The 19943-nt window shown below is 50.4% G+C and carries 22 protein-coding genes; 17 read left to right on the top strand and 5 right to left on the bottom strand.

Annotated features, from left to right (window positions below; genetic code table 11):
* Positions 1-3: 3 nt before the first annotated feature.
* The 5 genes from PsW74_RS26555 (at position 4) to PsW74_RS26535 (ending at position 4184) form a co-directional block, all read left to right on the top strand.
* Positions 4-1002, top strand: a complete 999-nt coding sequence (locus PsW74_RS26555; RefSeq protein ID WP_082830719.1) for a C-terminal binding protein — start codon at positions 4-6, stop codon at positions 1000-1002.
* An 18-nt stretch (positions 1003-1020) separates the two neighbouring features.
* Positions 1021-1692 (top strand): RraA family protein, encoded by a 672-nt coding sequence (locus PsW74_RS26550; RefSeq protein ID WP_063289660.1) that lies wholly within the window; start codon positions 1021-1023, stop codon positions 1690-1692.
* A 193-nt stretch (positions 1693-1885) separates the two neighbouring features.
* Entirely contained in the window at positions 1886-2551 is a 666-nt protein-coding gene (locus PsW74_RS26545; protein ID WP_063289659.1) for a GntR family transcriptional regulator, read from the top strand.
* Between the two features lie 83 nt (positions 2552-2634).
* The gene (locus PsW74_RS26540; RefSeq protein ID WP_082830718.1) at positions 2635-3543 is read left to right on the top strand and encodes a 2-dehydro-3-deoxygalactonokinase; all 909 of its coding nucleotides are present in this window, start codon (positions 2635-2637) and stop codon (positions 3541-3543) included.
* A 17-nt stretch (positions 3544-3560) separates the two neighbouring features.
* The gene (locus tag PsW74_RS26535) at positions 3561-4184 is read left to right on the top strand and encodes a 2-dehydro-3-deoxy-6-phosphogalactonate aldolase (RefSeq protein WP_063289658.1); all 624 of its coding nucleotides are present in this window, start codon (positions 3561-3563) and stop codon (positions 4182-4184) included.
* 458 nt (positions 4185-4642) lie between these two features.
* Here PsW74_RS26535 and PsW74_RS26530 read toward each other — a convergent pair whose 3' ends face one another.
* From PsW74_RS26530 to PsW74_RS26520, 3 genes are all read right to left on the bottom strand, one after another.
* A complete protein-coding gene (locus tag PsW74_RS26530) occupies positions 4643-5122 on the bottom strand; it encodes a DUF4262 domain-containing protein (RefSeq protein WP_063289657.1) in 480 nt (159 codons plus the stop codon).
* 243 nt (positions 5123-5365) lie between these two features.
* Positions 5366-8455: an efflux RND transporter permease subunit gene (locus tag PsW74_RS26525; RefSeq protein ID WP_063289656.1), complete on the bottom strand. Its 3090-nt coding sequence runs from the start codon at positions 8453-8455 to the stop codon at positions 5366-5368.
* Positions 8456-8475: 20 nt separating this feature from the next.
* Positions 8476-9672: an efflux RND transporter periplasmic adaptor subunit gene (locus PsW74_RS26520; RefSeq protein ID WP_082830717.1), complete on the bottom strand. Its 1197-nt coding sequence runs from the start codon at positions 9670-9672 to the stop codon at positions 8476-8478.
* Between the two features lie 388 nt (positions 9673-10060).
* Between PsW74_RS26520 and PsW74_RS26515 the strand changes: the two genes are divergently transcribed.
* The gene (locus PsW74_RS26515; protein ID WP_063289654.1) at positions 10061-10378 is read left to right on the top strand and encodes a hypothetical protein; all 318 of its coding nucleotides are present in this window, start codon (positions 10061-10063) and stop codon (positions 10376-10378) included.
* Between the two features lie 713 nt (positions 10379-11091).
* Here the strand turns inward: PsW74_RS26515 and PsW74_RS29510 are convergent.
* Complete coding sequence (locus tag PsW74_RS29510; RefSeq protein WP_343286514.1) at positions 11092-11508, bottom strand: site-specific integrase; 417 nt, start codon at positions 11506-11508, stop codon at positions 11092-11094.
* Positions 11509-11520: 12 nt separating this feature from the next.
* Complete coding sequence (locus PsW74_RS26510; protein WP_208988174.1) at positions 11521-12342, bottom strand: integrase family protein; 822 nt, start codon at positions 12340-12342, stop codon at positions 11521-11523.
* 549 nt (positions 12343-12891) lie between these two features.
* Between PsW74_RS26510 and PsW74_RS26505 the strand changes: the two genes are divergently transcribed.
* The 11 genes from PsW74_RS26505 (at position 12892) to PsW74_RS26455 (ending at position 19756) form a co-directional block, all read left to right on the top strand.
* Positions 12892-13437, top strand: a complete 546-nt coding sequence (locus PsW74_RS26505; protein ID WP_063289653.1) for an AAA family ATPase — start codon at positions 12892-12894, stop codon at positions 13435-13437.
* Positions 13438-13893: 456 nt separating this feature from the next.
* A complete protein-coding gene (locus PsW74_RS26500; RefSeq protein ID WP_057460903.1) occupies positions 13894-14475 on the top strand; it encodes a sigma-70 family RNA polymerase sigma factor in 582 nt (193 codons plus the stop codon).
* 78 nt (positions 14476-14553) lie between these two features.
* The gene (locus PsW74_RS26495; RefSeq protein WP_054663306.1) at positions 14554-14814 is read left to right on the top strand and encodes a RebB family R body protein; all 261 of its coding nucleotides are present in this window, start codon (positions 14554-14556) and stop codon (positions 14812-14814) included.
* 14 nt (positions 14815-14828) lie between these two features.
* Positions 14829-15548 (top strand): hypothetical protein, encoded by a 720-nt coding sequence (locus PsW74_RS26490; RefSeq protein ID WP_057460904.1) that lies wholly within the window; start codon positions 14829-14831, stop codon positions 15546-15548.
* A 137-nt stretch (positions 15549-15685) separates the two neighbouring features.
* A complete protein-coding gene (locus tag PsW74_RS26485; protein WP_057460905.1) occupies positions 15686-16102 on the top strand; it encodes a hypothetical protein in 417 nt (138 codons plus the stop codon).
* A 23-nt stretch (positions 16103-16125) separates the two neighbouring features.
* A complete protein-coding gene (locus tag PsW74_RS26480; protein WP_063289652.1) occupies positions 16126-16785 on the top strand; it encodes a hypothetical protein in 660 nt (219 codons plus the stop codon).
* A 118-nt stretch (positions 16786-16903) separates the two neighbouring features.
* Positions 16904-17245: a RebB family R body protein gene (locus PsW74_RS26475; protein ID WP_063289651.1), complete on the top strand. Its 342-nt coding sequence runs from the start codon at positions 16904-16906 to the stop codon at positions 17243-17245.
* Between the two features lie 203 nt (positions 17246-17448).
* Positions 17449-17745 carry a RebB family R body protein gene (locus PsW74_RS26470; RefSeq protein ID WP_057460918.1) on the top strand — a complete coding sequence of 99 codons (297 nt, stop codon included), beginning with the start codon at positions 17449-17451 and terminating at the stop codon, positions 17743-17745.
* Between the two features lie 159 nt (positions 17746-17904).
* Positions 17905-18225: a RebB family R body protein gene (locus PsW74_RS26465; RefSeq protein WP_057460907.1), complete on the top strand. Its 321-nt coding sequence runs from the start codon at positions 17905-17907 to the stop codon at positions 18223-18225.
* Positions 18226-18462: 237 nt separating this feature from the next.
* The gene (locus tag PsW74_RS26460; RefSeq protein WP_057460908.1) at positions 18463-18786 is read left to right on the top strand and encodes a RebB family R body protein; all 324 of its coding nucleotides are present in this window, start codon (positions 18463-18465) and stop codon (positions 18784-18786) included.
* A 151-nt stretch (positions 18787-18937) separates the two neighbouring features.
* Positions 18938-19756, top strand: a complete 819-nt coding sequence (locus tag PsW74_RS26455) for a rhodanese-related sulfurtransferase (RefSeq protein ID WP_063289650.1) — start codon at positions 18938-18940, stop codon at positions 19754-19756.
* Positions 19757-19943: the final 187 nt, after the last annotated feature.

Here is a 19943-nt window from a genome sequence, read left to right as displayed (position 1 = left end):
ACAATGTCCGAAGCACCCAAAGTCATTATCTCTGACTATGATTACGGTGACTACGAGGTCGAACGCAAGATCCTTGAAGCAGCTGGCGCCCGTGTGGTGGCTTTGCAGGCAAAGTGCGAAGAAGATCTTTTTGAAGAAGCCCGCGACTGCGCGGCAATCATGAACCAGTACGCAAAAGTTGGCGCACGTACCATCGAAAAGATGGAGCAGTGTAAGGTGATTGCCCGCTATGGTGTTGGTGTCGATATTGTTGATGTTGATGCGGCGACCGACAAGGGCATCCTCGTCACCAACGTGCAGGATTACTGCACTGAAGAAGTAGCGGACCATGCAATTTCGCTGTGGCTGACCCTTGTGCGCAAGTTGCAGGACTACAACAAGGCCACCCACTTTGGCATCTGGCGCTGGCAGTCAGGTCAGCCGGTTCATCGCCTGAGAGACCGCACCTTTGGTCTGGTATCCTTTGGCAAGATTGGTCAGGCCATCGCGCAGCGAGCAAAAGCCTTCGGCGTGGAGCTGATTGTCTATGATCCGTTCGTGGATGAGACGATCGTGAAAGAACACGGCGGTCGTCTCGTCAACAAAGACAAGCTGCTGGCACAATCTGACTACATCTGCATGCAGGTGCCAATGACACAGCAAACCCGTCACTTCCTGTCGGATGCTGAGTTTGCTGCCATGAAACCGGGGGCCATCGTCATCAACACAGGCCGCGGTCCAACCATCGATAACAAGGCGCTTTACAAAGCTTTGACCGAAGGAACGTTGGCCGGTGCTGGTTTGGATGATCCTGAAGAAGAGCCAGCCAAACGCGCGTCCTGGGACCCTGCCGACAATCCTCTGTTCACGCTGCCAAATGTGATCGTGACCCCACACGCAGCTTACTACTCAGAGGAATCCATTCGTCAGGCCCGCGAAACCGCCGCCCGTCAGGTCGCCTTGGTGCTGACCGGCAAGCCTGCCGAATACACCGTCAATCTCGAACGCCTTCAGGCCAAATAAAATCATAAGGAAGCTGTCATGCTAAAAGTATTCAATGAGTTCGAACGTCGCCCAGACCTGCTTGAAAAATTCGACGAAGTTCTGAAATGCTACTCCGCAACCGCTGTCTTTGCAGATGTGCAGTACCGTACCGGCGTTATGGACAGCGGCATCAAGCCTCCGTTCCGCGCAAAGGTATGTGGTCAGGCGATCACCGTTCAGCTGTCAAAAGGGGATCTGGTTGATCCTTTGAAGGCGCTTGAAATGGGCCAGGCGGGTGATGTGATCGTGGTGGATGCTGGTGGTGATCCCAACACCTCCGTATGCGGTGGTCTGATGGGCGGTCTGGCGCAAAACCGTGGCATACGCGGCATGATCGTGGACGGCGCTGGCCGTGATACGGACGAGCTGGAAGACATCAACTGGCCAATCTGGACCCGTGCGATCACGCCTCGCGGCACACACACCATGTTCTCTGGCCGCAAGGAAGAGCTTTCCATCAACGTGCCAATCCAATGCGGCGGTGTTGTTGTAAAGCCGGGTGACTTCATCGTTGCTGATCTTATGGGCGTCACCGTTGTGCCGCTGGAAAAAGCCGAGGAAGTTGTGAAACTGGCGAAAGAACAGGCGGACCGCGAAGAAGAAACCCGCAAATGGGTGGCTCAGGGAAAGACTGTAGAAGATCTTCTTGCTGAATTTGGCCGGATCTAATCAGCCAGGGCTGGGGTTGCTGGTTTTCTTTTGCGACCCCGGCCATCTGCCGGCGCATTTGCGCCAATTCCTGAAAGAAAACCAGAGAACAGTCCTTGATGACTGTATGTCACCGTCCTATACCCTTGCTTGCGCTTCATGCCTTTTGCATGAGGAGCTATTAACCGATCTCTCTAAGTGAAGCATACACCTAATGGAAGAAAATCTTCGTCCAGTCTCCCTTTCTGATTTGGCAACCGCAAAACTGCGTGAGGCCATCATGGAGGGCGTATTCAAACTTGGAGAAGCACTCTCTGAGCAAAAGCTCGCCGAGTATCTGAATATCAGCAAAACCCCAATCCGTCATGCTCTTGCGCAAATGCGTGTTGAGGGGCTGGTGGAAGTGTTCCCACAGCATGGCACTTTTGTGTTCACGCTCAGTGGACTGGATAATGTTGAGCTGACGGAGCACCGTGTCATTTTGGAGCGCGCCGCCCTTCAGTTGGCATATGAGCGCAACAAAGTTGAGCTCGTGAAACGGTTGAGTGCAATTCGTGAAGAAATGGTTCCTGCAAAAGAGAAGGATGACATCAGCCGTTACCTGCAATTAGATATCGAGTTCCACCGGGTCATGTTTGACCTTTGCAAGAACCGCTATCTGATCAAAGGCTACAGCCTGATTGAAGCCAAAATAGCTGCGATCCGTACGCATCTGGGGAAGGACGTCATTCAAACAGATAAGTCGTTTGAAGAGCATGGAGCAATGGTAGAGGCACTGGCCCGCGATGATATTGCAGCAGCACTAGACACACTTGGGTTCCACATCGGCCGCTACATACGAACCTTCGACAAGGGCGTATCTGACATCTCCAGCCTTTAGGGCTTATCTCCAGAGGTTTGCTTACAAGAACAGCAGGCCTCAACTGCCAGGACAATGACTGGTCTTGGCATGTGGAGACACTAATGACGAACGAAAAGGTCGCGGTTCTGATTGCCGTAGACTGGGGCACCAGCTCTTTCAGAGCACGCACGGTCACATCAGATGCACAAGTCATCGACACGATAGCCACATCAGAAGGTATTCTGGCGGCAAAAGATCGCTTCGAACAGGTCCTGAAGACCAATATCACCAAACTTGAAGGATACCGGAGTGATTTGCCGATTATCCTTTCTGGTATGATTGGATCACGCAACGGTTGGCTGGAGGTGCCTTATGCAACCATGCCAACAAGGCCGAGTGCTCTTTCTCAAGATATGGTCTCGATGATGGTTGAGGGCTTGGGTGAGATCTGGTTCATACCAGGCATTATGGCAGTGGGTGAAAATGCCGATGTGATGCGCGGTGAAGAAACCGAGATCTTTGGTGCCTTAGAGATGCTTGCGCTGAGCAATGCGGCCATGGTTATTCCGGGCACGCATTCCAAGCATGTCTCAGTTCAGGATGGTGCCATCACTGCTTACAAAACCTACCTGACAGGCGATATGTTCCATGCTTTGACCTCAGCATCGATCCTCGGTGCATTTGGAAAGACAGCAGCACTGTGCGACTGGTTTGAAGAGGGGGTGCGCTTTGGTGCGCGTGAAGGGAAAGCAGGTGCGTTGCTCAACCGTGTGTTCACCGCAAGGTCCCGCGTGCTGGTGGACAAGTTGCCTGAAGAAAAAGCCGCGTCTTATCTGAGCGGTATGCTGATTGGCGCCGAGATTGGAGAACTCCTGCCCTCACAAGAACCAATCTGGATTCTCGGAAATGGCGCACTGCCCGATATGTACAAATGTGCCTTTGAAATCCTTGAGGGCGTGTCACGTGTGGTGCCGCCCGGCGGCGTTGTTTACGGCGCTGTAGAACTCGCTCAATCCCGAAAACTGATTTGATATCGAAGGAAGCACTGATGTCAAAATTTGAAGATATCTTTTCTGAAGCCCCTGTGGTCGCAATTCTGCGTGGATTGAAACCAGAGGAAGCCATTGATGTTGCATCCGCTTTGATTGAAGGCGGCATCAAAATTATGGAAGTACCGCTCAACTCTCCTGACCCTTTCAACAGTATTGAGCGCATTGCAAAACAGCTGGGTGATGTTGTTTGTGTTGGTGCTGGAACGGTGCTTAAACCCGCTCAGGTGAACCAGCTGAAAGACTGTGGCGGCGAGTTTGTCGTTGCGCCGAACTTCTCTCTTGAAGTAGGTGCTGCTGCGCAAAAGTACGGTTTAAGCTGGCTACCCGGCATCTACACGCCAACAGAAGCCTTCGCAGCACTGGATGCTGGCGCAGACGGACTGAAACTCTTCCCTGCCGAGCTATGTCCACCGGCAATCATCCGGGCATTTCGTGCTGTTATCCCAAAAGAGATCAAGTTACTCCCCGTTGGCGGCGTAGATGTAAGCAACATCGCAGACTATATGAAAGCGGGAGCCAGCGGTGCCGGCATCGGCTCATCCCTGTTCCGTCCAGGAACAAGACTAGATGCCATTACCGCCCATGCGAAAGCATTGATGGCGAACGTCAAACTCACGTAAATCTTAAACCATCGTAGGTGCCACATTGATGAGCACCTACGATGGTTTATGTGGGTGAGTAATTTTCTTTCATATTGACAATTGCTCCAAATAACAGACATCAGCAGAAAAGAGACACTTGTCAAAAAAGTTACATACTGGCTGCAGCAAATATGCTCCTCGCCTTAGTTTTGAATATTAAAGTTCACATCGAAAAGCTTAATTGCGCACAGGCATTCGCAGGGGTAGAATGTTGTTGCGGGGCAACTGCGGACATTCGGGCAACTCGATCAAGGGTTGAGACAGTCATTAGAAGTTATTGCCGACGCTTTCCAGAGCATATTTCTGAACCTATGCGCTCGTTGTAGCTTGGATGTATCACAGTTTCGTTAAGCCCAAAGATACCCCAAACTTAAAACATAGACCTGGTGCCAAACGAGGCTTCTGTTTCAACGTGTGGAGGAATTCTACCAGTTAAGTCATTCACTAAGCCATAGGTTGGGTTGAGCATCAATTACATCTTGAGCACATCCCTCATCCCAGGGAAAAAGCCCTTGCTGTGCGCCGGGCCAAACAATCTGAAAAACCTCAGCGCTGCCCTCATTCCCTTTTTCTTGCCAGAGCCAGTTCGCTGACGTGGTATATTCGGAATGTAGATTTTTGTGTGTAGCTTTTCGGCTAATACAGTCGAATCCCTCCAACAGTCCATTCCACCGCATGCCATCGGTGGGGATTGCCCCCTCTTTGATTTGCCGATGGATTTCCCACAGCATGCTGTTCATTAACTCTCGCGGAAGTCCAAAAATTATAAATTCGGGAGCACCAAGGGATGTGGTAAATCCAACAGAGTAACCAAAGTCGGGGGTTAAACCCTCGGGGTCGAACACAAAAGTGAATTGCCACCCATGTTTATCAATAATCGAGAGTACTTTTTCTTCATAATCTGAATATTTAGACATTCTGTATTCCTAGCAAGTCACCATCAAAATGCCAACTTTCAATGGCGGTTTTGGCCACTCAACAACATGCCTGTAATCAGGGCCACAAGCGGCCATTGAAGCGCTTCCATCATGGGTTAACACGTTCACTCGAAGGCTTCTACAGTAACTCTTATGGGCGATATGGAATTACTCAACTGACCAATCGTTAACACATTAAATTGGTGCCGAAGCTTCCGTAACAACGCCTGCTTGTGACTGTTCTCATATGCTTGCTCCGGCAAGATGGGGCTTTTCTTGTCCGGGGTTTTTGACGTTAAACAGGATTGCGTAAAGCACCGGAACCACGATCAAGGTGAGCACCGTTGCGAAGCTCAGGCCGCCCATGATGGTCATGGCCATGTTGACAAAGAAGGCATCCTGCAAGAGCGGAATAAGGCCAAGAACCGTAGTGGCTGCGGCCATAGCGACAGGCCGCATTCTGCTAACGCAGGAATCCACAATAGCAAGGTAAAGGTCTTTTGTTTCGGACTGCTGATCTATTTCTTCAATAAGCACAATGGCATTCTTGATCAGCAAGCCTATCAGGCTCAAAGCGCCGAGGAGTGACATGAAGTCAAAACTGCCGTTCATAGCGAGTAAGCCAGCCGTTATGCCGATGATGGCCAAAGGGACCGTCAGCCAGATGATGAGTGGTTGACGTACGGAACCAAACAGCAGGATAGAGGTGACAATCATCAGAGCAAAACCAGCTGGCAGGGCACCATAGATACCCGCCTGCGCCTCAGCTGAATCTTCATATTCCCCGCCCCAGCTGAACGAATAGCCGGGAGGCAATTCAATCGCTTCGACGTCCCCTTTGATGCGGTTGAACAACGGCGTCGCCAACTCCCCTTTCGGATTGGCTGAAGCGATTATGGTTTGCATTCGGTTTCGGCCCCGAATAACAGTCTCTTCCCAAACCGTATCAAAGCGGTTTACCACCTGTTGCACTGGGACGGATCTTTGCAAGATCGGGCTCCAGACTTCAACATCGCGAATATGAGAAACGTCTTTTCTCTCCGCCTCTGGTGGGCGAACGACGATAGGAAGGAGGCGCGTCCCGTCTCTGTAAATCCCGACCTGACTCCCCTCAAAGGCCTGCGCTAATGCCACTGATAAATCCTGCCGGTTGATACCTAACTGGCGTGCGACCTGTTCGTTGAATATGGGTTTGATGAGCTTTTGTGGTTGACGCCAGTCCGTTCGCACATCCTTGGAATCTTCATCAGCCCTCATGATACGCATGGCCTCTCCTGCCAGATTTCGCAGAAGAACAGGGTCTGTTCCGTGGAAGCGCGCCTCGATTTTTCCATCCCGGCCGGGCCCAATACGCAGCGGTTTGATAATTGGGTCGAGCTGCGTCATTTCCTCAAACATGAACTTTTGAGCGGCGGCCCAGACATCCGGTATCTGATCGCGGGTCTCTGTTTGAACAATGATCTGTGCGTAGGCCGGACTGTTTTCCTTCGGCTCATAAACCAAAGAGAACCGCGCATCACCGCCGCCAATCAAGGATGTGGTTTGCGTTACCCCCGCCTGGTTGCGCACAAACTCCGCGACTTTGAGGGTATCGTCGCGGGTTTTACGAATGTCGGTTCCCTCAACCTCCCAGATATCAACGAAAAACATCGGCGTATTGGAGTTGGGAAAAAACGCCTGTGGCACGTAACCAAACCCAACCAATGCCGCCAAAAACAAACTGAAAGCAGCTGAAACCGTAACCCAGCGGAACCGAATGGCGGTTTCCAGAACGCTTCTATAACTCATGTAAACCCTACCGGCATAAGGGTCTTTTTCTTCGCTTTCCTCCGTCTTTTTATCTGGCCTTAGAAAGAGAGCGCATAGCAATGGCGTCGTGCTGACAGCGGTTATCCAGCTTAGGGAAAGTGATATAAGAATAACGTAGAATAACGAGCGTGCAAACTCGCCAGTGCTGGTTTGAGAAAGCCCGATGGCGGAAAACGCAAGAATGCCGATTACCGTCCCACCCAGAAGAGCCATTGCATTGCTTGAAACCACTTCGCTTGCAGCTTTTGCCGCCTTCATACCTGCTTTGATGCGAATGAGCATACCCTCTGCAATAACGATTGCATTATCGACGAGCATACCCAAAGCAATGACCAGAGCTCCCAACGAGACCCGCTGGAGTTCAATATTAAACAGTTGCATGAACCACAGCGTTCCGGCCACGGTGATCAGCAGCACTGCGCCGATTATGAGACCGGTTCTCAGCCCCATAAAAAGCAAGAGAACAACAATGACGATGACAATCGCTTCACCCACATTGACGATGAAACCGCTGACGGATTGATCCACCGCTTCTGGCTGGTTGTAGATAATATGGCCTTGAATACCGATTGGTATCGTATCGACAAGCTCTTCAAATTTTTCGTTGATCGCCTTGCCGGTGTTGACCACGTTTTGACCCGGTAACATCGAAATGCCGAGGGTCAGCGAGGGCAGTCCGTTGAAATAGACCATCTTTGAAGGTTGTTCTTCATAGGCACGAGTAATGGTTGCTATGTCGCCTAAGTAGACAGCCTTTTTATCGGCTCCTTCATCCTCCGAGCTGATGAGCAAGCCGCTGATCTCTGCAACAGAGTTAAACTCCCCCGTTGGCGAAATGCGAATGTATTCATCCCCAACTCGAACGCTGCCTGCATCTGCAACAATATTTTGCGAGGAAAGCAACTCCGAGATGCGTTCTGCAGAAAGGCCGAGTTCGCCAAGACGAGCGCGTGAGATCTCGATATAGACGACCTCCTGCTGCGCACCGCCAATAACGATCTTTCGTACACCGGGAACAAGAACGAGTTGTCGTTGAAGAGTTTCAGCCACATCCTTCAGATCGCGGTAGGTATACCCCATGCCAGAAATAGCAAGATAGATGCCGTAGACATCTGCAAAGTCATCCACGATTACCGGCTCTCCAACACCGGGAGGAAGCTCGTGCCTTACATCTGCAATCTTCCGGCGCAGTTCATCGTAAATGTTGGGAAACTGCTCAGTCGTGTATTCATCTTTAAACTGGATCTGGATATCAGAATATCCGGGCCGGGAGATCGACATCTTTATACGTTTAAGCTGAGGGAGTTTTTGGACCGCATCTTCGATGTGGTAGGTGACTTCTTCTTGTGTTTGCTGCGCCGTAGCCCCCGGATAAGTCGTGATTATCTTCGCTTCTTTAATCGTAAAGTTGGGATCTTCCAGCTTCCCCATCTCATCAAAGCCAAGAATACCACCACCGACCAGCACAATGATGAGGAGCCAAGAAACAACTCTGTTTTTTACCGAGTAACCGCCAATATCCATAGGAGTATCCTTGGTCTTATTTATTCTGGCTTCTCGTCTTCACCACTAGCTGCCGGTGTTTGCGAAGACTGCGCTTTCTCTTCCGCCGACTTTCGAATACTCACATCCTCCGGTCGCTCCTCAGCCTGCTCTCGCGTGCTCATTAAACTGACCTTCATCCCCTCAACCAAAAACGGAACGCCCGCGGTCACAATGCGATCTCCTGGCTCAAGTCCATCCGTCACAGCGATCTGGTTGCCGCGAAGATCACCAACCTTGATGTGGCGTTTTTCCAATGCCCGACTCTCAGCGTTGACAATCCAGACATGCGGCTCAAGGTCATTTGTAGACATCACTGCTTCGGAGGGAATGAAGGTAACATTGGCGGCCTTAATGTATTTTGTTAGATCGATGACAACGTTTGCTGTCATGCCGGGTAAAGCATTGATGTCTTCCGGCGTGGGCATGATGTAGGTCGCTTCAAAAGTACGCGTTGCAGGGTCGGCAGTGGCTGCAACTTCCTTGAATTCCAGCGCATATCGGTTGTTGGGGACCGCATCAAAAAATACGATTACATCCGGTTCTATGCGCGTTTCTTTTAACTCTTCGGAGGCCTCCCTGACCAGAAGCATGATCTGCTCGGGGACATCGAATTTCACTTCCAGCGCTTTAAGGTCCCTAAGCTCGATGATGACCTCTTTCGCCTGAACCTCTTCATAATTCTCGACGAGCCGTTTGGCTATACGTCCGCCAAAGGGGGCTTTCAAAGTGGTGTAAGCCAAGTCCTGTTTGGCCATATCCAGCGATGCTTTTGCACTCTTCAGGTTGTATTCCCTGCGATCCCTCTCTCTGACCGTAGAAAAACCCCTTTCTGCCAAAGGTTTGATACGTTCAAAATCTCTGTCCGCCCGAAAAAGTTCTGCTTCTCGCTCCTGCACAACCAACTCAAAATCAGTGGAGTCCAACTGCGCAATGATCCCCCCTTGTTCAATCGCTTCTCCTTCCTTAACCGGAAGTTCAACAATCGTACCGGGAACGCGGAACGATACTTCAGCACGTCTTTGAGATTCAATGCGGGCAGGGAAAGAGCGTTTCCCGCCGGATTCCGGTGTCAAGACTTCAAAGGTTTTGACAGGCCGAACAACCTCAGACACGCTCGTTTGAGGCTCCTCGCCACACGAGGCGAGGCCCAGAAGAAGTACACATGCGGAAACGAGATATACTCGAAGTCTTAGCATCGGAGAACACCAGTCATCGAAGGTTGCTGAACACAATCGTTTTGGCTTGCTATCTGTGCCTTATCACGGTGCTACAACACCATTGTTATTCTTGCCTTTACTACCTTAAGAAGAAGACAGCTGCGTTCTAGACGAAGCACATATTCGACTAAATCATTCAAGTTAGCATGTATCTACAACGTCATCGATACAACGAATAAAAAAGCAACACAATAAGTATTCTTAATCAAAATTAATATTTAACAAGTATACGCTATTGATTTTACTTTCGATCAATTAATGACCTATTAATCAAAGCTGAGAATTCCTTGATTACTTAGCACTTAGAAGAGCAATTGGCAGCATAGTTCACTGAGTAATTCTCGGTTTGAAGCGATCGGAGAGATTAATGCCTGTGACACTACGTGGTTCTGCAATTTTTGTTGGTGCGCTTTTTATTTCGATCAGTGCAGAGGCGGGTATATTCGGCGATGCGCCTGATGTTGTAATCTGTCCATTAGAGAGCACTGTAAACCGAGAGGCCGGTCATGTGGTATTCTACATCGATGGCACTGAAGATGACACCCCGTTCTACAAGCCACTGGGCAACAATCCGGTACAGCTCTCGGTAAACGACAATGGAACATTAGACACCCGAATCCCCAGCTGCGCCGGTAAATCTTTGGACGAATTAAGGCAAGGAGGTTTGGCTTTTGACTTCAACTGATGCACAATACTGCACAGAATGAGTTCATCATCTAGTAATTTCAAGAGGATGAGTGCTGTCCGAAAGTGGATTCAAACCAACCCCAATCATAGATATCGAGGCTGGCAGCGTGCCTCTCGGACTGGCCGAGGGTACCTGTGATCCCCTTCCGTCCCGAAACTGAAAGATGCTCAACGCTTGCGGAAAGACGCTAAATGTCACGCAACAACTTCATACGCCCCTCAAAACTGTGATAAGGATTAACCTTCACTGTCGAGGCAAACTCTCTCCAGCTTATCATTACCAAAGTTAAAGTAAGCTCCTTACCACTCTTTTTGGCATTGGCTCGTTCGTTCGGTGTTTAAGAAATTATTAGTGTGAAAAGAGCTCCCCCTATAGAACTCTACTGCATCATTTCTCTGATTTAGCCTCAACCCTCAATAGAAACGTTTGAATGACGGCTTATGACCCACCAGGCCAGCGGAGCCCTCTCACTTACACGAGTTCTTTTAGTGCAGAGAACGACAGCAAATTCCGCGAGACGTTTCTCGTGCCTCTGCAAATTGTTGCCTGCAGCCTTAATCGCTAAGTTAGATGAAGACCCACTTGAAGTTGAAGGCATGCTCTACCGAGAATACTCAAGGAAAACCTTGAACGGACGCAAATGGTCAAAAGCTTCATGTGGTGCTCGCAATTATCCAAATAAATACCTCCAAATGCCTGTAGCGGAGTTCTCATTCTCGTCCTTCCAATCCAGCCTCAATCCGTTCACCAATCGTCTCTGACAATACCCGGATTGGATGGGCATCATGGTTCACATAGCGATTGGTGATGGTCACGTAGCGGTGGCGTAGAAGGTGGCTAATGAGGAAGGCGTTGCTGCCTGCTTGGGCTGCGAAGGTGCCAACCGTGTGGCGCAGATCGTGAATACGTACATCAGGAATGTTGGCATGGACGCGGATGCGCTGCCATGCATTCTCAACTACCTCAATCGAAATGGGGCGTGTCGGATCTTTACAGCCCGGTAAAACATATGGTGAAACATCCACTCTTGGAATTTCAGAGAGGATTTCGATCACACTGGTACTTACCGGATGAGGTTTACGCTCATCCCCCTTTCTTGAAGGCAGTGCAATCGTGCCCAAATCAATATCAATATGCTCTCATTTCAAGGTTGTGATCTCACTCAAGCGTGCACCGGTGTAAAGGAGCAGACGTAAGCAATAAAGAGCTCTCGGATTTATAGGTGTCTTCCGCTTTGCAATATCCTTAGGCAAGTGCTTGGCTGTATCCTTCCCGGCTTTTATGATCCAGGGAAGTCCTTCATGCTCCGCTAGTTCAAGAGTCCGCCCTAGTTTTCGCAATTCTTCCTTTGATAGGAAACGGTCACGCTCGTTTTCCTTGTACCGCTTGACCAACCGAACCGGATTACTGTGCTCTGGCCTTAGGCCCCATACTTCAGCCAGATTGAACGCCTTAGATAAGACCGCCAAAACTTGATTGGCTTGACGAGGTGTTGCTCTCAACGAGTGATGCAGTTTTGCAATATCCTGCCGCCTGACAGAGTTGAGTTTCATATACCCCAATTGTGAGCGAACACACCGGTTTAGGAGACGTTCAATGTCTTTCATTGTCTTGGGCTTATTGTGCACCTGCACATGTTTGCTCATGTAAGTATCAAGAAGAACATTCACCGTGGGAGCGGTTCGTTTGTTCTCTCGCTTTAAGAGGGGATCATCTCCCTTATGGACCGTTGCTAGCACGTTGGTCGCCAAGTCTCTGGCTTGATCTGGTGTTAGCTCACCATATCTGCCAAGGCTCATACGACGGGAGCGGCCTTCATGTGTGCGATATTGCACAATGAATGTTTTTGCACCGCTTGGCATCACTTGAAGACCAAAGCCTTTGAGCTTGCTATCCCAGAGAAATTGCTTTTTGTGTGCTGGGCTTGCCGCATCCACCGTTCGCTTCGTTATGTTTGGCATAGACACACCTCTCCCGCTGACGGCTCGTGACAAGAGCCACCACACATATGAAAATGTCAGTTGAAATCCGTTCCTGTTTGCCGCTGTTTCTGACGGCCTGACAGCTTGTGACGACCTTTAGGGCTTTCTTTTAGGACCTGTGTAAAACAACACCCAAACCGTCATAGGTCAAAACTATCTGCTTGCCGTTCTGTGTCAGCACTATGTAAGCAAATGTATGAGATTGAGGACGAAAAGCAAGGTAGGGCAGAGCAAATAATTTTCTACAACTACTTGATTCATAGTAATGAATCGCTCTTTATCGTAAATGAGCGTTCTATGCTGAAGCGCCTTTTAATCAGTAGGTCCACGGTTCGAACCCGTGCGGGCTCACCATTTTCTCTCAGAAAATCGGTGACTGTTTCACAAAGGCATTTATGCCTTGGTGGTGCTTGTGTGTGCTTTGCTTCAAAGTGATCGCATCCCTTTTTGGCACTCCTTGCATTCCGGTTTTCGAACTTTCCCCCCAATATATCGTCTTGTTCCGCTCTTTCTTTGAAAGGTTTTGTGATGGACTTTGTCATTACTGGCGCGTCTGGTGCTGGGAAATCTACTTTGCTGGCGTATCTCAAGTCTCTTGGGTATGCGTGCCGGGAGGAGGTTGGGCGGCAGTTGGTGCAGGAGCAGCGTGCGGTTGGTGGTTGTGCTCTGCCTGACAAGGACTGTGTTGCTTTTCGGGATTTGTTGTTTGAGCGTTCCATTGCGGCGTTTGATCGGGGAGGGGTGCGGTCAGGTGAGCCTGTGTTCCATGATCGCAGTTTTCTGGAAGCGATTGCGTATAGTGCAATTATTGGGGCTTCTGTTCCTGAGAGCATGGTGCGTGCTGCGCAACTGAGGCGGTTTGCGTCGCCTGTGTTTGTGTGTGCGCCGTGGAGAGAGATCTTTGAACATGATGCGGAGCGAACGCATGGCTTTGACTTTGCGTGCCAGGATTATGCCGCGAATGTTTCGGTCTATCGTGCTTATGGATATGAGTTGGTTGACGTGCCGCAAGTGTGCGTTGAAGAGCGTGCGCGGTTTGTGATTGAGCACCTGGAAAAACAATCTCTCCTTTAATTTGTAGAATCGCTTATGTCACAAAACGTCGGGCGGGCTGTCTATTAAGGGCAGGGTGGATGGCGCTCTATGAGATTGGGCTTATGCATTTTTCGGGTTGTATCAACCTCAAGGATACACCTTATAGGTTGTTAACAGGTCGTCGTCGTGTTTCTGGTTGTGTTGTAATTCTGCAAGGTTGATTACTCGAAGGTCGTTAAGTGACTGGAACCTCTTAAAATTTCTAATCTGGTTCACGTTATATTATCAACGGTTGTAAGCGTGAATTTATACAACCCATAAAATTGCGTTGGTTTTCCGTAAACAAGAATATCCGTAGCTTCATCTCTATCGAAGCGGACGAATTCTCTAGAAATAAAGTTGATATCTGTTCTCCATGCCAGTGTTGGTGTGTGTTTCGTGATGTCTCTTTGTGGTGTTCAGGAATTTAGTCTGTAATACATTGAGGTGTGGCGGATGTATTACAAGAATACACGATTAGAACATCTTGATGGGCGTCAGGATTTGACGCCTGTTTGGGAATACTGGAACGAGCATAGAAAAAAGATATTCGGAAGAGCGTTTCATCTTACGGGTGGTGACATGGATGCGGCTGAAGAGTTGATGTCAGCAACGATCATTAAGGTAGCCTCGCACTTTGAACAGCGTCCCTTGAATATGAGGGAGCCAATCGCCTTTTTTATGTATGCGCTCAAAAACGAGTTCATCAGCCAGTACCGGAAGAAGCGTTATGAATATCAGTTTCGTGATGGCGACAAGGATGTTTACGACGAACATCTGGCCAACACAGAGATTGAAAGCGCACCGCAGGAAGTGTTGCTGGCACAGAAGGAGGAGCTGATGCTGATCAGCAAGACGCTGGAGCGGCTTCCTCTTATCTACCAGCAGATTTTTTCTATGAAGTTTGCCGAGGATCGCAGTTACAGCGAGATTTCGGAGGAGTTGAATATTTCTCAGGCTTTGGCCCGCAAGCGGGTGCAGTTTTTGCGTGAAAAGCTGAGAGATGCCCGCTCCAAGAAGCGTAAGCGGCTCAATTGAGCAGATTGAATGTTCACAGGAGGGTTGGGAGTGCGTCTCTCCGAATAGTTAACGAATTTAGACTGCGAGGGCGAAAGCATGGCGGAAGATACTGTAAATGCTCAGGTGACGGATGCCGTTACCCAGACAAATGTGAAGGTGGTGGGTGAAGCGCCCTCTCAGGCAATTGCCAATCTTTATCAGGTGGTAAGCAATGCGACGGGGCTGTCGGTTCAAAATGCGACCCATGCGCAGCAATCCATGAACCAGATATCGACGGCTGTGGTGTCCAAGGGCGTTCAGCTGATTATGGAAATAGGCCCGACCTCTGGAGCGGAGTCTAAACCTTCAGGTGGCTAATTTGAGGGAATTTGATGGTGAGGGAGAGAGGTGAGAGTTCAGCTTCTCAAGAGTATGAGAATGCGATTACGCGTCGGCGGCGCCTGATCTCTCTGCTCCACGGACCTTTGAGCGATAATAGTTTGCGTTCCTCAACTCAGTCCGGTGCTGAGGCATCCAGAACACAAGGTGCTCAGCGATCTTCTCCAGCGGTCAAAATGTCCTCACAGGCGGCAACGGAAACCGTCAACACAGCAAGTGAGAGCAACAGTCAATCCGGAGCGCAACAAACCATGGTGATGGATAGTGAAAAGGGATCTGCTGGCGGTGCAGACTTTGAGGATACTACCGGTTCTGACGGAACGGGTGGGCAGTCGCAGGGCACATCCACGGATACCGGGAAGGAGCAGTCCTCCGGGCCATCCTATCCACCATTGCCAACCTCTGCGCCTTCAACTTCTGCTTTAAACGAACAGATTACTCAGGCCGTGCAGTTTACCAACTTTCAAAACTACCAAGGATTGGAGTCGATGATCTCCATTCCTGATGATGTGATGACCAAGCAGTCCAGCGGGCATGCCTCGCAAAATGCGGAGACCTACATGAACGGTGTCATGCAAATCTCCATGGCTGCACAGGCGATTGTGGCCGCGAAGATCGCGCAGGATCCGGCGCTGGCAGCGACACCTGCGCTGACGGAGCTGAACGTCATGGTGACCAATGCCATCTCGGCGTTTCAGGATGTGAGTGAGTGATCTGCCGGAAGCGGGTCAGCTGATGGATCTGTTTCAGGAAATTACGCTGTTGTTTCAATAGGACTACATTTTGCTTGCGACTTTTCTTCGGGCTCTGACGCGATAGGCAGATCCCCGGTCAGCTCTAAAGGTGAGATATGGAACGGGACGTTACATACATTCGAGAGGAATTGGAGGAGGTGATCCTCAATCAGTTGCGCCGCTGGGAAGGGGTTATCGAGCAGGAAGAGACGCTTACGCTGTCGCGGTCTGGTGTTGAGACGCTGCCAGGGCTTCTGTGTCATCTGAGTCTGGCGCGGGATGCGCTGGTGAAGGCGGAAGGGATGCTGGTGTGTGAAGATGGCATTACTGCAGCGGATGTGGTTCTCGGGTTTCGCGATGAGCGATTGCAGGAAGAGGCCGACCGGTATGAGGACCGTGAAGACGAGGACCGGTTGATCCAGGATGGGGTGGAAGAGGAGCTTCTTGCGCGGTTTACCTCCACTGGTGACATTGAGTTTGATGCGCGGGGAGAGGACCGTAGTTCCGAGCGAAATTCAGATCACAACTGGTAAGACTGGACTTGAGGAGTGAGGCGATGAGTACAGCCGCGAACGGAACGTCAGGGGCCGCAGATGCTGGTCCTCAAAAGGTCACGGTGACGCCGGGCCCGGAATTCAACTCTGCGCTGGATGATGCTGTCGTGCAGCTGACCAAGGTGAAGCAGAATGTGGATCAAGCGGCCAGTGAATTTGCGCAGCTGAGGCAGGGCATTCCAAACTACAATGAGGTGGTTGCTGAAATCCGCCAGCAGCAGGCGCAGATCAATCGGGCTTGTGACGATGCAACATCCTCTGCGCAGACGATTGTGTCTGAAGTGGAGCAGGCGGCAGCCAAGCTGTGCACCTCCATTGATGAAGAGATTACGACGATTAAGAGCGTGATTGGTACTGGGGATGAGGAGGAGGAACCGCAATCACCACCAGCACCACCGCCTGCACAGCCGCAGCCGCAAATGGTGCCTGGGCAAGGTGGGCCGCAAGCTGGTCCCGGCATGGCGCAGTTTCCGGGCTCTGGCCTGCCCGGTCAGGGCGGGGTTCCCAATCAGGAAGCGATGGCGGTACAGGCTGCTGAAGCCATGCGGGATTTTCTGAAGAAGGAAATCAAGTCGGAGCTTTCAAGGCAGATTGCACCGCTCAATGAGAAGCTCTCCGAGCTTTTGATTAGTTATCTGCAACAGAGAACTCGCGATAGATGAGTGATGTGTGAACCAATTCTTACGAAGGGCATTGGCTCTTAGGAAAGAGTTCACAAATAGAGAGGAGCGGCGTCAATAGTCTGTAAATGGCAATAATAACAAGCATATTGGAGAAAAAATGCCAAAGACTATTGAGGAACAATGTGGCGCAGCAAAACCCTCCGATGATGGAACTGTTGATGCTGACGTGATTGCAATTCTTGGGGTGGCTCCTGCGTTCGCGCTGGCGCTGACCTTCCTGACAGCGGCGCAATCGACAGGGGTGCTTTTTGAGAATTCCGTCTCGAATGCACAGCGCCAGAACATCATTGCGCAGACCGCTTTGAATCAGGGAATTTTGCATACTTATTCTGTTGGTTCCATGGCTGCTGCAAACAGCATTTCACATATGGATCCGAAGGAAGCCGAGCAGGTGAACGAGAGTTTGCTCGGAACATTGTGTCGGTACTTGTCGCGTTAAGTCGTGGTGTTTGGTCGATCTGCAACGGCCATTGAGTTTTCTAAATAATTGAGAGTTTGCCTCTGGTCAGTGCAGTGCTTGCGCTTGATCAGAGGTGAAGCAGGGCTGCGTTTTTACCGAACTGCTCATGAGTTCGGTTGATCAGGTGGGAGTGATTTATGGCGGATCTACCGGGGATTGGCCCCGTAATACCAGAGGGTGGCATGGTGACGGATGCTGTCACGCAATCCAATGTAACGGTGCTTGGGCAAGCGCCTGCAATTGCGATGGGAAACCTCTATGCATCCCTTGCACATTCAACGGGCATTTTGTTGCAGAACTCAGTCGCATCCGCGTCTCAATCTACCATTCTTGCACAGGCGACGACCAACATGGGCGTCATGCAAATCTATTCCGCGAATACAACGGCCGGGGCATCGGCCACAGAAAAAGTTGCTCAGGCTGGGACAGCTGACCAACTCAGCACGCTGCTGACTACCTTGCGTAGTTTCAACCCATAACCGGAACTTTCGAGCTTCGCTTTCTGGTGCAAAGGCCAGAGCGATGAGAATGGTTCTGATGCATCCTTTAAGTTGTAGTAGCGCGTACTCCTTTGGAGCCAGTTCAAGGAAATGCAGAACCGGATTTTGACCAGAACTGTATGAAAGAGGACTATTAGAATGCCAACAACTGTTAGCCCTATGATCACTGACGCGGTTACCCAGTCCAACGTAAAGGTCGTGGGTGAAGCCCCTGCGATGGCAATGGGCAGTGTCTTTCAGACAATGGCTCATTCCACCGGAATTCTCTTTGAGAATTATGTCTCTGCCGCTCAGCAGCAGAACATTCTTTCTCAGGCAGCGGCTAACCAGGGAGTCATGCAGATTTACTCCATGGATACGATGGCTGGTGCTGGTGCTACCGAAAAAGTTGCTCAGAGCGGCACACCAGACCAGTTGAACACGCTGCTGACAATCATGCGCGTTTTCAACCCAACCTAACGGGTTTAGGCGTCGCCCTCCGGCGGCGTTGGTTCAACTTGCAGTTAATGGTGTCCGGTTGGTTTTCAGGTGGGCATGCCCCTGGTGGTTCTCTGTGAAATCACCGGACACGACTTCTCTTATTCATGGCAGTTCATATTCTGCTGAGCTGCTTTTGTTTCTGTCTCCCGCGTATCGGTATTCGAAAGGCGGTTTCGTCTCTTCGAAAGATATGCTGCATTTTTAAGGATGACGACTATGCCGGATACGGTAAATCCAATGATTACTGATGCCGTCACACAAACCAATGTGAAGGTTGTTGGTGAAGCACCCGCCATGGCTATGGGTTCGCTTTTCCAGACTATGGCGCACTCAACCGGTATTCTCTTTGAGAATAACGTGGCTGCTTCTCAGCAGCAGAACATTCTGGCTCAGGCTGCAACCAACCAGGGCGTTATGCAGATCTACTCCATGGATACCATGGCAGCTGCTGGTGCTACGGAAAAGGTTGCTCAGTCTGGTACGCCGGATCAGCTTCAGACGCTTCTTACCATTATGGAAACCTTCCGTCCGGGCCGGTAAATGAACCTGTGACGACCTCTCGTGCGAGTTACATTTCAACCTTCCCTGCTTCGGCAGGGGAGGTTTGCAGTTTTGGTATGGTCTCTTTTGCTGACAGACCCGATGGAAATGGGTATAGGTACTGCTACGAATAAGCCCACAAAGGCAAAGAATGACACATACGCTAACCCCCATTTTGGTCTGTGCGCTCTACAAGTTTGTTGAGTTTGCGGACTTTGAAGACATGCGCGAACCTCTGCTTGACTACTGCAAAAGCCGTGGTATTCGCGGCAGTCTTCTTATTGCTCGTGAGGGCATTAACGGAACTATTGCTGGTGAAGAACCGCAGATGCGGGACGTGATTGCCTACTTGCGCAAAGACCCGCGTTTTCATGACATCATCGTCAAGGAAAGCTGGGCGAAGCAAGTTCCATTCAAGCGCATGAAGGTGCGTTTGAAGCAAGCGATCGTGAATATGGGCGTGAACCATATTGATCCGAATGATCTTGTCGGCACCTATGTGAAGCCAGAGGACTGGAATGCGCTGATCTCTGACCCGGATACGGTCGTGATTGATACGCGCAATGACTATGAGTTTGCTCTGGGCACGTTTGAAGGTGCGTTGGACCCAGACACGGAGACTTTTAATGAGTTTCCTGAGTGGGTCAAACGCAATGACAATTCTCTGCGCGCCAAGAAGAAGGTTGCCATGTTCTGCACCGGCGGTATCCGTTGTGAGCGGGCTACCGGCTTGATGCTGGAGCAGGGCTATGATGAGGTTTACCACCTTGAGGGCGGTATTCTGAATTATCTGGAAAATGTGCCAGAGGACGAGAGCCTCTGGAAAGGCGAGTGCTTTGTGTTTGATGACCGCGTGTCTGTTGACCACAAGCTTGATGCTGGCTGGGGGAAGAACCTGCCGGAGAAAACCAAGAAGGTTCTCGCGCCCTACCAGATTGACGACAAGCCTTCTGAGGCTGGTGAAAGCTGAAGCAGAGTTGATTGAGGGGCGGTTTGACTGCCCCTTACTTTTGTCTGCATCCGGAAAATCTTATCCCCGTTTGCTCAGGCTAGCTTATTGTTGATCTCATGTTCACGTAAACGGGCAGCTGGCGGAGCGACCGTCAGTGCAGCGTGAGCTGGGCGGGGCTACCGGGAGACATAACGCATCCTCCGGC

Origin of the sequence: Pseudovibrio sp. W74 (genome assembly GCF_001623085.1) — a bacterium.
Lineage (GTDB): Bacteria > Pseudomonadota > Alphaproteobacteria > Rhizobiales > Stappiaceae > Pseudovibrio.
This window is presented reverse-complemented; position numbering and strand designations above follow the sequence as displayed.

Excerpts from the sequence above, each read along its gene's own strand:
- PsW74_RS26555 (WP_082830719.1), top strand. The coding sequence starts at position 4 with ATGTCCGAAGCACCCAAAGTCATTATCTCTGACTATGATTACGGTGAC.
- PsW74_RS26535 (WP_063289658.1), top strand. The coding sequence starts at position 3,561 with ATGTCAAAATTTGAAGATATCTTTTCTGAAGCCCCTGTGGTCGCAATT.
- PsW74_RS26475 (WP_063289651.1), top strand. The coding sequence starts at position 16,904 with ATGCCAAAGACTATTGAGGAACAATGTGGCGCAGCAAAACCCTCCGAT.
- PsW74_RS26530 (WP_063289657.1), bottom strand. The coding sequence starts at position 5,122 with ATGTCTAAATATTCAGATTATGAAGAAAAAGTACTCTCGATTATTGAT.
- PsW74_RS26480 (WP_063289652.1), top strand. The coding sequence starts at position 16,126 with ATGAGTACAGCCGCGAACGGAACGTCAGGGGCCGCAGATGCTGGTCCT.
- PsW74_RS26455 (WP_063289650.1), top strand. The coding sequence starts at position 18,938 with ATGACACATACGCTAACCCCCATTTTGGTCTGTGCGCTCTACAAGTTT.
- PsW74_RS26525 (WP_063289656.1), bottom strand. The coding sequence starts at position 8,455 with ATGGATATTGGCGGTTACTCGGTAAAAAACAGAGTTGTTTCTTGGCTC.
- PsW74_RS26470 (WP_057460918.1), top strand. The coding sequence starts at position 17,449 with ATGGTGACGGATGCTGTCACGCAATCCAATGTAACGGTGCTTGGGCAA.
- PsW74_RS26515 (WP_063289654.1), top strand. The coding sequence starts at position 10,061 with ATGCCTGTGACACTACGTGGTTCTGCAATTTTTGTTGGTGCGCTTTTT.
- PsW74_RS26465 (WP_057460907.1), top strand. The coding sequence starts at position 17,905 with ATGCCAACAACTGTTAGCCCTATGATCACTGACGCGGTTACCCAGTCC.
- PsW74_RS26490 (WP_057460904.1), top strand. The coding sequence starts at position 14,829 with ATGGTGAGGGAGAGAGGTGAGAGTTCAGCTTCTCAAGAGTATGAGAAT.
- PsW74_RS26460 (WP_057460908.1), top strand. The coding sequence starts at position 18,463 with ATGCCGGATACGGTAAATCCAATGATTACTGATGCCGTCACACAAACC.
- PsW74_RS26485 (WP_057460905.1), top strand. The coding sequence starts at position 15,686 with ATGGAACGGGACGTTACATACATTCGAGAGGAATTGGAGGAGGTGATC.
- PsW74_RS26500 (WP_057460903.1), top strand. The coding sequence starts at position 13,894 with ATGTATTACAAGAATACACGATTAGAACATCTTGATGGGCGTCAGGAT.
- PsW74_RS26545 (WP_063289659.1), top strand. The coding sequence starts at position 1,886 with ATGGAAGAAAATCTTCGTCCAGTCTCCCTTTCTGATTTGGCAACCGCA.
- PsW74_RS26510 (WP_208988174.1), bottom strand. The coding sequence starts at position 12,342 with ATGCCAAACATAACGAAGCGAACGGTGGATGCGGCAAGCCCAGCACAC.
- PsW74_RS26505 (WP_063289653.1), top strand. The coding sequence starts at position 12,892 with ATGGACTTTGTCATTACTGGCGCGTCTGGTGCTGGGAAATCTACTTTG.
- PsW74_RS26550 (WP_063289660.1), top strand. The coding sequence starts at position 1,021 with ATGCTAAAAGTATTCAATGAGTTCGAACGTCGCCCAGACCTGCTTGAA.
- PsW74_RS26520 (WP_082830717.1), bottom strand. The coding sequence starts at position 9,672 with ATGCTAAGACTTCGAGTATATCTCGTTTCCGCATGTGTACTTCTTCTG.
- PsW74_RS26540 (WP_082830718.1), top strand. The coding sequence starts at position 2,635 with ATGACGAACGAAAAGGTCGCGGTTCTGATTGCCGTAGACTGGGGCACC.
- PsW74_RS26495 (WP_054663306.1), top strand. The coding sequence starts at position 14,554 with ATGGCGGAAGATACTGTAAATGCTCAGGTGACGGATGCCGTTACCCAG.